The sequence below is a fragment of the Phaeobacter cretensis genome (genome assembly GCF_047372505.1).
Classification (GTDB): domain Bacteria; phylum Pseudomonadota; class Alphaproteobacteria; order Rhodobacterales; family Rhodobacteraceae; genus Phaeobacter; species Phaeobacter cretensis.
The window spans coordinates 1,916,201-1,932,485 of sequence record NZ_JBKBEU010000001.1; the positions used below are offsets into that span (position 1 = coordinate 1,916,201).

Consider the following 16,285-nt stretch of genomic DNA (forward strand, 5'->3'; position numbering starts at 1 on the left):
GCCGCCCGCATCTTTAGTGGATCCCCAATCAGGTTGTGGGAGTGACCCACAGTCGGGTGATTTCTTCCTGGATCGTCGCGCCCGTTTTGGTCGTCGCGGCGTAGTCGAACCGGGCATGTCCAGCCATCTGGGATACCAGCAAGTCGATGTTGGCAGAGGACAAACGCTTGTCACCCACAACCAGTTCTTCGATCTTGTTGTCGCCACCCTCGCTGAAGTAGTTCGCAACAATTTGCGACCCTTCGGCTTCCTGGCCTACATCTGGCGTGCCTTGGCTATTCTCAATGACCAGGGCCTCACCAGCTTTGAAGAACCACAGGTTGGAGATGCCGATTGCATTCCCATTCAACGCCTCATACACGATACGATCCGCCCCACCATGCTCAAAGATGACGTCATTGCCGTCTCCAATACTATAGATGTAGGTATCGTCGCCTTGGCCGCCTGCAAGAAAATCATCGCCTCCGCGGCCGCGCAGCAGGTCGTTGCCGCCGTGCGTTTCAAGGCTGTTGCGCCCTCCTGAGCCGTAGACTTCGTCATTGGAGTTGGAGCCAATCACACCTTCGAAGCCGGAGATGTCATCAAGAGCAATCAGGCTATCGCCGGAATAGACTCGCGCCGATTGGCTACCGTCGAGATTGACAACTACACCAACCCCTTCATTGATATAGCTGACAACGTCGAATCCGGCTCCGCCCTCAAGCGTGTCAAACCCGCCTGAACCGTCGATGAGATCGTCGCCACCGCCGCCGGAGATCGAGTCGCTGCCAGCCTGACCATCGAAGAAGTTGTTGTTTCCGTCGCCGATCAGAACATCGTTTCCAGTTCCTCCAACAGCTCCTTCAAAGTTTGAGACGACGTCCCCATTTACCCAGCTGCCATTCTGAAGGAATTGGTGCGTCTGACCGCCGTTCAGGTCAAACCGCACCGGCGCACTGTCCGCAGCATAAACTGCGATATCTGCCCCCGCGCCACCATCAAGAGTGTCAACACCAAAACCGCCAAACAACTGGTCGTTGCCCGCTCCACCAGAGAGCACATCACTACCGCTGTAACCGTATATGATCTGGTTGCCATCTCCACCGGAGATGTTGTCCACCTGTTCCGTACCAAAGACGTTTGTCATTCGCCCGTGGAACAAGTGGTCATCCAGACCGGCCTGACTAGAGGTTATGACATCCGGAACTACCGACGGGGCCTGTACTGGGCTTTCGAACCGAGCGCCGGCCCAATCCGCATGGTCCTGGCCATTACCGTCACCGGCATCTTTTACGACCAGGCGCAGTTCAGAGACCCCTACTACAGAGACGTTCACTTTTGCAGAGCCATCACTGCCTTTGATTGTGTCACTTTCAAACAGCAATTGATTATCGCCGAACACCTGGAACGATACCGAACCTGCAGTCCCGACTTCGTCGTCGACACCGATATCCGATATGAAGCGCCGCGCTCCTTCCGGAACATCGACAACAATCTCTGATCCCGCATGTACGCCCACGCCCTTGTCATAGGACGTCCCATCGATGGTGATAGTCGTACCGTCAGTGCCAGCATTTTCGCCGTTGGAACGGTCTCGCTCCGCTGCGCCCCATCCGTTCGTCTCCGATTTGAAAGTGAGATCGCTCAAGTAGGTGCTTCGCGTTTCAGCTGGATTAGAGACATGATCCAACACGCCAGAGGTCGTAAATGTCACCTCTTTGATCCAGCGCGCCCGGCCCATCGGACCGCTTACACCCATGATCCGGTAGGCTCCGTAAGGGATGCCATCAGTATCGATCTGAACAGTATCGCTACTGTTGTGGTTCGGCACCCAGTCAACAACCTCAGAGACATCAACCCAGGTGCCGGTATGGTCCAACGCCTGAATTTTGATTTTCTTGGGGTTATCGGGCAGACCCAAGGCGATTGCCGCGTCGACCGATGCGCGCTCGTCGTCCTCAAAGGACCGGTTCGACAAATCACTATCGATAGTAAGACTGGTGAGGATCACCTTATCCGCCAGATCAAATTTGATCCAAGTATCGGCAGACCACTTCACGTCCTTCTCACCAGTTGACCATGCCGTCGCATCCCGATTGAGCTGCCAGCCATCAACGATATTGCCAGGGTTAGAGCGACTGCCCCAGCTTGTGGTGTCCGTCTCCGTTGCTTCGATATCCGAGCTGCCTGAATTTGGTTGCGACAGGGAGATTGCGGCTTCTGTCTCCAGAATATCGCCACGTTTGATTTTACCACCGTCCAAGTCCCGCGTGGCGCGATAGGAGCGCACGGTTGAGAAGGTGGTCAAGGAGTCACTGACCGAAACGTTGATCAGATCCGCGCGATTACCACCTTGGTACTTCTCATGGTTTTCATCACCACTTTTGATGTCAGCTGCAGAAACCCCCGCATCGATAAAGCGCTTGATGGCATTGGAGCTGGTGATCCCAATCCGGAAGTACGCGTCGATCTTTGCGTGATCGCTAAGATTATGCGCGGCCATGACTGCGGCGATTTCCTTAGCAACGCTGCGCTGGTATCCCGCAATGAACAACGCCTTTTCGATCAGCACATGATCTTGGCTGGAAACCGAACCATTGACCAGATCGCGGGTTGTTTCTACCTCCTGTGGCTGGATGCCTTCGGATAGATATTGCAGCCCTTCAAAAATATTCAGCCCATGCTCCATCGCCGCGGCTACGAAGTCAGCACTTGCCCCCTTGTCGCGAAGCTGTGTGATAAATTCAAGGTCGAGCGCATCCGCCGATATCCTGGCACGCAGCTGCGAGGCATTCGTAGCTTGCAGTTCGTCCGAGAACCGCTTGATCATTTCAGCATCGTAGAGACCAGCCTTGAGGTAAGCAATCGCGTCGCGAACGCTTGGCAGGCTTGAAACTCCCAAGTCATCTACCAACTCGTTGATCACGTCAGAGGCATCGTTGTCAAAACGCTGCCCGCGCAGCAGTACCTTAGCTTCATCCACGGTCAGAGACTGGTCTAGGAACTCGAAACCTGAACCGGACCGCTGGCGGCTACCAGCGAGATCGTATGCTGTCGTGCCAAGATAGAGCACGCCATCATTGTGGCGGGTGATTTCTTTCGCATTCGGGTGTTCCAACCCGTCACGGAACGCGCGGAATGGGTAGTCAACCAGAACTGTTTGCAACAGCAAGCCCTCGGTATCATGCGCGATGCGCAGATTGCCGCTGCTGGGATCCATGGCGACAAGGATCTGATCAGAGTTAAACTCTCTCAGGTGCTCCGAGCTGAGATTGTCTTGATACAGCAACGTACCGCCGCTTGCATCACGCACGTGGATCTCGACCCCGCCATCACGCGTCACGTCAATGCGAATGCCGGTTTTGCGACCACCATCGGTTTGATCAAAGATGCGCGCCAATCCAAAGCGGCTCTTGGACGCCTTGGAAACGAAAGCGAACTCGGCGTTGACGAACTTCTGGTTTCCGGATCCTGTCTTGGGAGCCTCCACCAGGGTTTCGCGGTTGTTCAGTTCGACGACGTCTTGCGCCTCGCTCACACTCAGGCCCACATTCACATAATGAACAACATCCTTGCTCGGCAGACCCGCGTCCAGATAGGCCTGATAAGGTGGCTGGTTTTCCGGCAGCTGAACGTCAAAGTTTCGCATGTCTGTGGCCATATCCACCGAGTTACTACGCCATGCAAAGCTGATCAGATCCGGGTTCACATAATAGTTCTTGAGATAGAGCGACTGTGTACCATCTGCTGAGGTCATTTTTAGGTCAAGTCCGATGACCTCTTTCTGATAGGTCGCAACATCTCCTGGCAGCTCAATGATCCCATAGCTGTGATCACGGCCCTGGATGACCTCCCGATCCAGCGGCATGTCAAAGAAGTGGGATTTTCCATTGTCCAACAGTTGAATGCGCTGACTGTAGATTGCATCCAGTTCGTAGACGTTGGTCTCTCCTGAGATCTGTGCAGGCATGCCGTAAGTAAAACCTGCGACACCCATGCGGACCCGCAGGTGACGTGCTTCGGTTTCGCGATTGAAGTTTTTCACCGTCACCGTGCTGTTTTGGTAGCTGAGCAGGAGATCGCCGTCCTGATGAGACACGGTAACATCGCGCATATCACCCGATGCGATGCCGTCCAGCTGCAACAGATCATAAGACAGACCACCATCGGCGTTGTCGATGACGTAAGAATTTACGCCCGACATGTTTAGCACATAGGTGTCGCTACCAGCCCCTCCCGCCAGTTCTTTGTGGTGGTCGCCAGACATCACATCGTCGCCACTTCCACCCAGATGGGCCGGAGTTGCACGCACAATGTTGTGCCCAGTCATCACAGCGCCATTAATAGTGAGCCCTGATGGCGACGAGGTGGAGAAGTAACCTTCAATCCGCAGGGATTGAAGTGCTTGCAATCCCTGTTCTGGGTCTAGTCGCGTCTTGTCATAGGCGATCAGATCGTCTTCGATTCGTAGGAACGCCAGATTTTCGCTGCTAGCAATCGCAACTCTCAATGACGCAGCAGTATCTGCCTTGGCGGCATAGCGTCCTTTCTGGTTCACATCGCTCAACTCGACACGATCGCCTGCTTTGGCCTTAACTACGGACCGCAAGGTCGATGTCGCCTCTTTGGCCTCAGCGGTGCCTTCAGCAACGTGATCCATCGACAGGGCGCCATTTCCTTTGGTTGGCAGGGTCAATAGCGTCGGGATCGGGCTATCGGAACCGGGCGTGTTTGCATAGACCGAAATCTGGCCGCCGTAGGTTGCATAGTCGGGAATGATCACCTCGGTGACGCCACCGGCGAGGCTAACTAGAACGAGGGATCCGTCTTCGCGATGAGAATAGCTGACGTCATCCAGATCGAGATTCAGAACCACAGACATGATGCGCTGGGTGCGAGGTTCCAAAGAGAACGTCCCGGCGCCTGCGTTCATCCGATAGGTGGACACGGCCTGATCCCCAGCCAGGCGGGTAACCTTGTTGCTTGGATTTTCAAGAGCCTTGAACACGAAGGATTTTGACACTCGTTCAAGCGAGATCGGGTAAACCCGGCTACCATCATCACGATACATGTTTTCCAATGTAAGTGAGAAGTTGGTTCCCTGTTTATCGCGGAACTGAAGCACCTTGTCTTTGCGCACCACTCCGTTGCCTTCGAAGATACCTGAAATCTGCAGGCGCTTACCATTTGGACCTTCCAAAACCAGACTGCCCGCCGAGGTGTTCAACGTGTATCGGTCATAATTCTCGGGCAGCTCAATCAGCGCTGCCTGCGAGGAAGTTTCGGCATCCAGCCAGATCTGGCCGGTGCTGCCCTCACTCCAGAGGAAGGTGTCATCGCTGGTGCTGTGGATAACGATCCCATCATTCACCACGATCGTGTTGGCGCCGCCGCCTCCGTGAACTTCAAAGCCACTGGAGAATCCGTCACCCCGCACATCCAACAAGTTATCGCTGTCATCACCATAGATCTTGGAGAAACTATGCGCATTCACGACTGAGATGTTCTCGATATTCGAAAGGTTGAAGTTGATCGGATCCGGAAGCGTGACACGACCTGTCCCAGCTTTCATATCCAAAGTGGTAGAGCGCCCTTCAGCATCGAGGATCAACGTATCGGTACCTGCACCCCCGTCCAGGTGACCAACTTCGGTCATAGAGGAAGCGTTAAAGACATCCGCCTTGTCACCACCGGTAATACGGGAAAGCTCAGTAGTATTGTCGAGGCTGAACAGGTTTTTCTTGGCCAAATCGCCAATGATTGACGCTCCTGGTTTGCGGCCCAGTTCGGCCCAGACGATACTGCCGACACCAATCAGATGGGTGGTTATCCGTTCGATGTTGCCATAAGTTGGATCCTCCTGCTGAAGCAGGTGTCCGACTTCATCCTTGTCACCGTCCTTGTCGCCGTCATAGTCGATGATCCCGTAGTTCACATCAAACGTCCGGTTGCGTACATTCAGCGACTTGTGACCGTTCTTTGCGAAGATGTCAGACAGATAAGCCTTGGTCTCGTTCCAGCCATCCAGAAGACTTTTTTCAGTATCAGTCGCCGCCTCTTCACCCTGTTTGCGGGCTTTTGCTTCTTTAAAGCCACGGGTCTCGACACCAACCCAAGCTGCAAAGAACTGGTGCACTTTGTCAGCAGTGTTTTCGAAGTAGTCACCGTATTCCTCGATCTGGAGCGCACCCTGAACGATACCCTGGATAAGGAAGGCCGCAGCACCGATGGCAAGGCCAATCGGGCCGGCTGCCGAAGCCACAGTTGCAAGGAGCGAGCCAGCAGCAGCAGCAGCAGCAACCGTCGTGCCCGCAACAGAGGCGGAAACGGCCGCCGCAATCGACACACCTGTAAGTGCGACACTGGCAGCTAGTGAAACCGACGTAATCACCGTGCTGGAGACGAGGGACTTATATTCAAAACTGTCAGTTTTGCCGTTGTTGTCCCAGAAATCTTGCCACTCCAGACCCAAAGCGGTCAGGCTGATCGGTGCCAGCACCAGGTCTAATGCGCCGGCCTTGACCGCCTTGCCAACAGTGCCGAGAGTAGCCCCTGCCAGTTTGAAGCCTGCGCTGATCCCTTTACTGACAACGGTAGGCAGGGCGACACCGCCCGCCAGTTCGGTGACAGTCAATGCCTTTTGCGTTGTGGTCAGTTTCCCCCAGTCAGTGATTACCGACCGTACAGCATTGATGGTGCTCAGCGTGTTGAATGTGACGTTGGCACCGCCTATCGCCTTTTGTACGCGGGACGGGCGGTAGCTGCTGCGCAGCGATTCACCCAGCTTCTTGACTGACGGGTCACTATCCTGACGCAGTTTGGTTTCGATATCACGATAAAGTTCTGGATCGACTTTGGTCAGCGCCGAAACCAGCTCCAGCCGATTAGAATAGGTGCCGCTGTTGACCAGTTTTTTGACGGCTCCGACATCGAGCGGATCGGCAAAGGGGCCGGAGCGGATTACCCCTTTGTCGCCGAGATAGGCCATCGCATCTGCGCGTGTCCATTCGGCCATATCGACAATTGCGGTAGCATCGTCGAGCCCGCGCACGCTGCGGCGCAATTGCTCTGTGGCGGCGATTTCAACAAGCTGGATATCGCTGGCGCCACGATGTTTCTTACGCAGGCGCCGGAAATCCTGATCATCATAGTTGTTCAGCTGTTTTGAAAGTTCGGCCAACCGCAATAGCGCCGCAGAGTCCTCAACCGTAACACCGAATTTGTCCTGCAAAGCTTGAGATTTACGCAAATTTTGGCTTTGCGAGACGGTTGTGTCTAGCGCTTGCTTAAAGTCGGCAGTTGGCTGGTAGCCCCCAGTAATCTTGGCATTAATCGTATCCACCAAGGATTGCGCCAAATTGGTCGATCCGACAACGCTGTTTTCCAGCGAGACATCGGTAAATACCTTGGTCAGGTCGTTACTCTCGGCGACCAATCGTTTCTTCACCAAAATCGCGACTTTTTGCTTATCGGCGTCTGATAGGCTACCGGAGAAAACCCCCTCAAGCCCCTGCGCATCAAAGCGCAGGTCGGACAGCATAATTTTGCCGCTGGTCATATCGTCAAAAACACCGGCGGACACTCTCATACCGCGGGCGGATGTTTCCGCGTCAAACAATGCAAGCCCAGAAACGCTGTTCCCATTCAAGTTGACGTCACCAAGACTCTGCAGGCGCTGGCGTTCAGTAACGAAGCCTTCGCCTTCCATAAGGCTATCAAGAGCCGTGAAGGCCTCTTTTCCCGACACCTTTGACGGATCGAACTGATAGGCGTCAAAAACAAAATTGCCTGCACCATTTTTCTTGGTGTCATAGTAGGAAGCCAGCGATCCTTCCCAGGCTCCGGTCTGACTTTTTTGCTTCAGGTGTCCTTCGATAATACCTTTTAGTGCCGCAGGGCTGTTGGCGCCTGCCTGAGAAGACAAGGTAACTTCAGCGACGTTTGTTTCATAGAAATGATAGCTGACAGTTCCATTGGTAACCTTCTTGGCCACTGCAAAGGCATGGTTGCCAGTGTTCAGCTCATAGAAAGCATTTCCGGAAGCAGCCTGCATCCGCGACATAACCTGATCCAGTGTCAGTGAGCCTTGGCTGTTCAGCACGGAATTGGCGGCATCACCCGAGTTGCCATATTGGCTCAGGCGGCGGACCACTCGTTGGAAACCAATGCTCTCGACGTCTTCCCGGACCGAGGACGCAGAGTTGTCCAGGATTTCTGAATGGGTGAAGACACCATCGAGGAACTTCTGTTTTGCGCTGTCAGACTGTGACAGACTATAAAGATAACCCAGTGACAGACCAACGCATTGGCCATGCGGCTGACCATCTTGTCCCCCACCCAGGAACAGCGATTGCGGGGCATGGCGCACCGACGTTGTGAATTGACCGCCAGAGGTCTTAGCATCGACATTGCGGCTAAAGCCGGCGGACGTTTCACCGGATAGTGCACTCCAGTTCAACAGCTTTTCTACATCGCTGCCATTGTCGCCAAAGAGCGATACGTCGAGATCGGACGTTCCTGCAAATCTGCGTGTTTTGTCAGCCTTGGTCTTCGGAGCTTTGTAATAGGTCAGGTCCTTGCCCAGCTCAAAGGTCTGCCCTGCGGCATAGCCAGCACCTTGGCCGCCCTTAATCAGAAAGCCCGCAGACGATGTCGCCTTGTCAACCAGCTCAGCCTTGACCGACACGTCAAATGTCAGGCGGTTGGCGTTTTTGGTGTCAAGCGGGTCACTCAGGATCTTAGTGACTTCTTTCTGGAAACCGGTGTTGTCAAATCCCTTCCCAGCGCCGTCCGAACCACGAATGATGTGTTTCTGGTACAGTTCTGCAGCAACATCATCACGAATTTTAAATTCGACGACAAATGACTTGCTCTTATCATTTGCAAAAGCTTCGCCCGCCGCCGCCGACAATTGCCGCGCCTGCTGCTGCCATTCAAAAACCTTTTCTTTGCCAAACAGTTTGACGAGAGGATCATCAACAGCGAACCCCTCTTTGATCTGGTCGCCAATGGTCTTCTTGTGCAAAGAAAATGGGATAGTGATCTTGCCTTTTTCCGCAATCTTGTCTCTTGCGGCTCGCACCGTAGCGGAATCTGTCGATTTGGCCGCGCTGCCAGACAGGTTATCGGGGCGCGCATCATCTGCGCGAAGGCCTGCACCGCCCGAAATTGGGGTAAGACCAAATTTGATACCCTGGGCAGTCCAGGCTTTGCGCTTGGCCACCGCAGCGGGGTCATTCAACAACAGTTTGTCGATGTCGACTGTTGTAATTCTTTTGCGCCCCGGACTGGTCACTTTGATGGAGCCAGACGAGGTGCCGTCTGCTGCTGCTGCACCGCCAGCGCTGTCTGCTGCACCTCCAGATATGCTGGCCGTGGCTTCCGCTTTTGTGTTGATTTGGCGGGTAAATTTCTGAAAATCGGTGGCGTCCATCGTTCCGCGATACAGACGCTCGAGCATCACTTGGACAGTTGCCAGCTCCAATTTAGTCGAGGACCAGGTTGAGATCCGCTCACGATTATAGAGTTTTAAATCGCCCGCTGGGCTGGCATATGCAACACTTTCCGCAACCGCGTAGTCCCCTTTGATTGAAGCCGATTTTCCGCTGGCAATTGCAAGGTCTACGGAGTAAGCGCCGTCCTTGTATGAAATCGTGAACGCAGTTGTGGTTTCGCCCCCGATCGAAGCACCCGCTTTGGCTCCGAACCCCACGCTATATTTACCGCCAACCGCGTGGGAGCTATCAGACTGGAAGCTGAAAGTTGTGGTACCGACACCGTCTTTCATCGTCGTTGGAATAGACTTCAGGATGTCAATTTTTTGTTCCTCAGTCAGCGCCGGGAGAGACGGGTCACGGTAGGGTGCGACAACTTCCCCAAAGAAATGGTCAAAAGGCTGCGTCCGTTTGCTGCTGCTGTTGAATTGATCCATACGGCTCGACAGGCCCGATATGTCCTTGATCTCGAAATCCGTGTCGTCAAACAGAGAGGCATCTCGCGACGCACCAAGTGCGTCGCCAAACCGGGTACCCGCGAACTGGTTGACCAATGCACCGTCGCGGTTGGCAGAACGCACCCAATCCTTCGCTTTTTCGGTTTGCTTTTTCAGCAACGAGATCTCTGTACCGCCCTGGGTCTTCAGCTTTCTGGCAGCCCTTTTTGCATCCGCCGCGGTTCCTGAACGCGCGTCCGGATCAGCCGCCTGACCGGTTGTCCCACTTTGTGAAAAGGGAACCGCCGATTTTCCGAAAGCAGTCTTTGAAGATTCGGGCTTGCGCAATCGAACGAGGTTTAAAAAGTCAAAACCATCCGGCTTAATCGCGTTTGCCTCGCCCTGGTTCGGGGCCAGCAGTTCACTCCCATCATCGCTGACCACGCCTGTCCGCGCGCGCAGATACTCGATATCCGTAACCGCATCGGTTCGGATCTTGTTCCATCCCTCAGCAAGACTCAGCGAGCTATTGACCGGCTTTGGCTTAGTTCGACGGCGCGCGCCACCATGGTCTTCATCGCCCGCAAACTCTATCTCGAAACCATCTTCGCCGATTTCGATCACGCCGGAATCATCATCCTGTGCTTCGGCGACGGCGTCGATCTCGTAGTAGTCCGCAATATGCGGGTAAAGGGCCGCCGCGAATTTAGCCCCTTCGTCACCAGTACTATCGTCTCCGCCGAGCAGCGCATCGAAATGATGCGCCATTTCCTCTGCCAGAACGTATTTTAGAAATGCGCGTCCCTGTACTGCGGTCTCTTCACTGACGACAATTGTGCCACCATCGTTTGCAGAATAAGCGGCCAGCGCCCCGCCCAAAGCCAGCTTCGGCGCGATGATCAAACCGTCCGGCAAGAGATCTTCAGAGATACTGCTGAAGCGATTGAACAGCGCGTCTTCCAACGCCTTGTTGTTTGCTGTCTTGCTAAAGCTGTTGCGAATGACTGTTCGCAGTCCCGCTTCATTATCAGATGCCGCAATATTGAGGTCGGCGATCACCTCCACCATGACATCAGAGATGGTTTCATACCCAAACGAGAGGGCTGTACCCGCAGTGTCTTCGGAGTAGAGAAATTCAGTCGTAGTCATGTCTGGAAGTTCACTTTCAACTTATACTTGTCACGAGATGCGCAGAATGCGCGCTGATTGTCGGACAAGTAGAAAGGCTTCCTTCTTCTTTCAAATTTCCATTCTAAATACCTCATTTTACATTTGAATAAGGTAATAGACGCTGACCTATGGCAATTGATTCCCTAAAGGGGGAAATTTCCTCTATTAGGGAAAATGTCCAACTAGCAACTCAATGCTCTGAAACGGAAATTTTTCGGAGTACCTGCATCACACTATAGGGAGTGCCATTTTATTTCTTTCGTGGCGGGTTAGATATTCTCGTCACCGCCGCAAACACCCCCTCAGTTGACGTTAAGTAAGCTTCGTGCACTAGCTTGGCAGATCTTTGTCCAGATACCGTTTTCAGATCCATCTGGTGGGCGTTGTTGCAGAACTTTGTCTTGGGCGGGCCTCCTATGGAGGTCTGATCGGTTATGTCGCAAACTTTCGGCAGATAGGCCGATCGGTCGGCCTTTGATATCTGGCCACCTTTGGTTACGCAGGTGGGGATCAGGGCGTGACGGTTGATTTCAAAGGCAGCCACTATCCCCGATCGGTTATCTTGTACGCTGTGTTCTTCTACGTCCGCTACTCCGTCTCCGACCGCGACCTGGAAGAGATTGTGCAGGAGCGTGGTGTGAACGTTGACCAAGCAATCCTGAACCGCTGGGTCGTGAACGCACAGGCCAGGAAGCGGTCAACGGCTATTTCCTGGCGCATGGATGAGACTTATCTCAAGGTTAAAGGAAAGTGGACATACCTCTGTCGCGCGTTCGACCGCGATGGGCAAACCCTTGATTTCGAGTTATCTGAGCGCCGCGACGCGGCTGCTGCCCGGTGGTTCTTCAAACGCGCAATCGCCGCGAATAGCGTGCCGAACCGGGTCGTCATTAACAAAAGCGGTGCCAGTCCTGCTCGCTTGCAGGCTGTGAACGCGGTTCTGAAATTCATCGGCGCGGGGAGCATCATCAAGATCATGCAGGGCAAGTATCTCAACAATATTCTTGAGCAGGATCACCGATTCATCAAGCGGATCACAAGGCCTATGCTTGGCTTCAAAGCGTTCCATTCCGCCGCTGCGACTATTTCCGGGATCGAGACAGCACACATGATCCGAAAGGGTCAGTTCGGGACGAATTGTCTTTCCGCCTTCCAGCAGTTTGCAGCACTAACCACATAATCACATCCTGAAGCGAGCGCCTTCAAGATAGTCAGAAGCTGCGACACAACCGCTAGCGGGGCATCTAAATCGCTCTGCGCCGCTTTGTGAACCAGGCTAGGTTACCCGTTTCGATAGTCAACGATTACCAAAAGTACCGGTTCCGTATTTCTGCTAGAGTATTTGGGCGACAAAGCCGCCCAAATATAGTCTCTGTCCGTACCTACAGACTATTAGAAATCCAGGTTTTCCACACTCAGCGCGTTTTTCTGAATGAACTCGCGACGCGGTTCAACGACATCACCCATCAGCTTGGTGAATAGATCATCTGCCTCCACCATATCCTCAACGCGAACCTGCAAGAAAGTACGTGCGTCAGGGTCAAGCGTAGTCTCCCACAATTGATCTGGGTTCATTTCTCCCAAGCCCTTGTAACGTTGCAGCGCCAGACCCTTTTCACCCTCATCCAGAATCGCTTTCAGCAGGCCAAGTGGGCCGTGGATGTTCTGACTGCGATCGCGACGCACCAGCGTTCCCGGCGAGCCGTAGATTTCCTGCAAACTATTGGTAAAGCTGCCCGTTTTGCGAGCCTCACCGGACCGCAGCATTGGCCCATCCAGAGTGCGCAGCTCTTCAACGCCACGTAGAATACGCGACAGACGAATACCGTGATCCTGGGTGATACGCCCACGCCAGCCCCGTTCATATTCCAAGGCAATCAGGTCAAGACGTTGCGCAACCTTATCGGCCACACCCTGAAGATCGGCATCAACGGCACCCGGTACAAAGGCACCGGCAACGGCCGCCTGTTCCAGAATATGCCGCGGGTAATGGGTTGGGAATGCATCCAGAACGCGCTTCAGTTGACGTGCCTCATCTACCACACGGGCCAAATCCTGCGCGACCAGTTCTTCACCACTTCCCAGCTTCAGAACCGCGCCATCGACGCCTTGATTGATCAGGTATTCATCCAACGCCGCCTGGTCTTTCAGATAGACCTCTGACTTGCCGCGCGACACCTTATAGAGCGGAGGTTGCGCAATATAAAGATAACCGCCTTCGATCAGTTCAGGCATCTGCCGATAGAAGAACGTGAGCAGAAGAGTACGGATGTGGGCACCGTCCACGTCAGCGTCCGTCATGATGACGATCTTATGGTAACGCAGTTTGTCGATATTGAACTCATCGCGACCAATGCCTGTACCAAGGGCCATGACGAGGTTACCAATTTCCTGGCTGCCAAGCATCCGATCAAACCGCGCCCGTTCAACGTTCAGGATCTTGCCCCGCAACGGTAAGATCGCCTGTGTCATCCGGTCCCGGCCGGTCTGAGCAGAACCGCCAGCGGAATCACCCTCGACCAGGAAGACTTCGGACTTGGCGGGATCTTTTTCGGAGCAGTCTTTCAACTTACCGGCCAGATAATTCACGTCCATCGCGGTCTTGCGACGCGTCAGTTCACGCGCTTTGCGCGCGGCCTCTCGCGCCAGTGCAGCTTCGATGATTTTACCAACGATCTGCTTGGCTTGACCTGGGTTTTCTTCAAACCACTCGGACAATTTTTCGTTGACCAAGCTTTCAACCACGGGACGCACTTCGGATGAAACAAGTTTATCCTTGGTCTGGCTAGAGAACTTCGGATCCGGCACTTTCACCGACAGAACACAGGTCAAACCTTCGCGGGCGTCATCCCCAGTAAAAGAGACCTTCTCCCGTTTGGCGATACCAGAGGATTGTGCGTAGCTGTTGATGGTCCGGGTCAACGCGCCACGGAAACCCGCCACATGGGTGCCGCCATCACGCTGAGGAATGTTGTTGGTAAAGGGCAAAACCGTTTCATGATAGCTGTCATTCCACCACATTGCGACCTCAACCCCGATGTCGTCCTTGTCGCCGGTGATATAAATTGGAGCTTCCATGACAGGCGATTTCGATCGATCAAGGTATTTCACAAACTCTTTGACGCCGCCCTCATAGTACAGCTCCACTTCCAGCCGCTCGGCAGGGCGTTCGTCGATCAGGACGATCCGTACGCCAGAGTTCAGGAAAGCCAACTCGCGCAGGCGTTTCTCCAGCGTCTCAAACACGTAGTCGAGATTTGAGAATGTATCGGTAGACCCTAAGAAACGCACCTCTGTCCCGGTTTGGTCGCCGCATTCGCCAACAACTTTCAGATGTTCAGCTGTATCGCCCCGCTCGAAGCGGGCTACATGCTCCTTGCCGTCACGCCAGATGCGCAACTCAAGCCAATCTGACAGCGCGTTCACAACCGAAACGCCAACACCGTGCAAGCCGCCGGAGACCTTGTAGGAGTTGCTATCGAATTTACCGCCAGCGTGTAGCTGGGTCATGATGACCTCAGCTGCGGAAACGCCTTCTTCCTCGTGGATACCCACCGGAATTCCGCGCCCGTTGTCGTTCACCGAAACACTGGAATCTGCGTGAATTTTCACAATCACACGATCGGCGTGGCCGGCCAAAGCTTCGTCAATGCCGTTGTCGACAACCTCATACACCATATGGTGCAACCCCGACCCATCGTCGGTATCCCCAATATACATGCCGGGGCGCTTTCGAACCGCCTCCAACCCTTTGAGAACCTTGATGGAATCCGCGCCATACTCTGCGGGGGCCTGCTCGTTTCCGGACATTCACATATTCCTGTCTTTGCTTCAGGATTTTATACGCAGTATAGCCGGGAATGTCACGCGCAAGCCCCTTTTTTTCTTAGTGTAATCAGGCTGCTTTGGCGCCCAGTCCAGCAGCCTTACGCAGCCATGATTTAACCGTTGCTTCGGAGGCGTCTGTCGCTGGCGCAAAGGAGGAGAACCGCGTTGGTTTAATACCGACGAATCCCAAGATCTGACTGCTGATAACTCGCTTGACCGCATTGCCGTAAATCAACCGCAGCCACAGCGCCGACGTGTCCGAGGTCAGTAATACCCGGGCTGTTTTTCCGGTCAGCATAGGTGCCGGAAGGCCGATAAAATTCACATTTCGGGTGTCGAAGGCATATCCTGGCAGAAATGAACGATCAAAGACACCCTTCAGCTTGGCCGGTAGCGCCCCCCACCACATCGGCGTGGCTAAAACCACATGATCGGCCCACTCCAGATCTTCAAGAAAGACCGCCAGATCTGGCTCCAGAGGCTTTGCGTTCTGATATCCAGCCTGACCATAATCGATGTCGAAATTCATGGCAGACAGATCGTGGTAGCGGACTTGGTGGCCCTCCCCTACGGCAGCAGTTTGATAAGCAGAACACAGCGATTTCGACAGCGAGCTAGATGCAGGATGGCCATTGAAGATGATGATTTTTCGCGTGGACATATCGATCTCCGAATCCTAAAAGTGACTGAGGTCAATTTAGTGTGAAAATGACCATGGTCAATAAACAAATATGACCACGGTCACATTTTTATGAGGACACAATGCCCCGCGCACCGCAACAACGCCGCCTAGAAACCCGCGCGCGCCTGATGGATGTAGCGACTGCACAGATCGCAACATCGGGTTACAGCGGACTGAGAGTTGAAGACGTTGTGGCTGAGGCAGGCGTCGCCAAAGGTACGCTGTTTTCGCATTTTGGCGATAAGAACGGTCTGATCGCAGCGCTGATTGGCCCTCGGATCATGGCCATTCTCGACAAGACCGAAGCCCAGCCCGCACCAGAAACACTCGACGCATTAATTGATCGATTGCTGCCAGTGGTTCAGTTTGTGGCACAGGATCGCGTGATCTTTGATCTGCTGTTGCGCTACTCCGGTACCACGGGCACAGAAACCGACGATATCATCACACAGAGCTTCTTCCGCCAGATTTCAACATGGTCTGAATGGGTAGCCCGGCTACAGGCAGATAATGTGCTGCGTCAGGATCAACCTGCTGAAATTCTGGCCGAGGGAATGCAAGCCTTTCTCAACCACGTACTGGCCCTGTCATTCTGTGCGGCACATGACACGCCCAGCAGTTTTCGTGACGATCTGTTGCAGTACCTGACCCCGTGGCTGGCGAAACAGCCAGTTGGATAGCCGAGGCCAAGGACC

5 protein-coding genes are annotated in these 16,285 nt (G+C 54.0%); 2 read left to right on the forward strand and 3 right to left on the reverse strand.

The genetic code is table 11. From position 1 onward, the window contains the following. Window positions 1-28: 28 nt before the first annotated feature. A complete protein-coding gene (locus tag ACEWZM_RS09215; RefSeq protein WP_414006142.1) occupies window positions 29-11,059 on the reverse strand; it encodes an NPCBM/NEW2 domain-containing protein in 11,031 nt (3,676 codons plus the stop codon). A gap of 538 nt (window positions 11,060-11,597) precedes the next feature. On the opposite strand from ACEWZM_RS09215, the gene ACEWZM_RS09220 reads away from it, so the two are divergent. After that, window positions 11,598-12,260, forward strand: a complete 663-nt coding sequence (locus ACEWZM_RS09220) for an IS6 family transposase (RefSeq protein ID WP_414006131.1) — start codon at window positions 11,598-11,600, stop codon at window positions 12,258-12,260. Window positions 12,261-12,472: 212 nt separating this feature from the next. On the opposite strand, the gene gyrB is transcribed toward ACEWZM_RS09220, so the two are convergent. Together gyrB and ACEWZM_RS09230 are read right to left on the reverse strand one after the other, a co-directional pair. Beyond that, on the reverse strand, window positions 12,473-14,890 hold the full coding sequence (gene gyrB, locus ACEWZM_RS09225; RefSeq protein WP_414006143.1) for a DNA topoisomerase (ATP-hydrolyzing) subunit B: 2,418 nt from the start codon (window positions 14,888-14,890) through the stop codon (window positions 12,473-12,475). An 85-nt stretch (window positions 14,891-14,975) separates the two neighbouring features. After that, a complete protein-coding gene (locus ACEWZM_RS09230) occupies window positions 14,976-15,569 on the reverse strand; it encodes an NAD(P)H-dependent oxidoreductase (protein ID WP_414006144.1) in 594 nt (197 codons plus the stop codon). 101 nt (window positions 15,570-15,670) lie between these two features. Here ACEWZM_RS09230 and ACEWZM_RS09235 point away from each other — a divergent pair, with 101 nt between their 5' ends. Then, window positions 15,671-16,270, forward strand: coding sequence for a TetR/AcrR family transcriptional regulator (locus tag ACEWZM_RS09235; RefSeq protein ID WP_414006145.1), 600 nt, complete (start codon window positions 15,671-15,673; stop codon window positions 16,268-16,270). The last annotated feature ends 15 nt before the right edge of the window (window positions 16,271-16,285 follow it).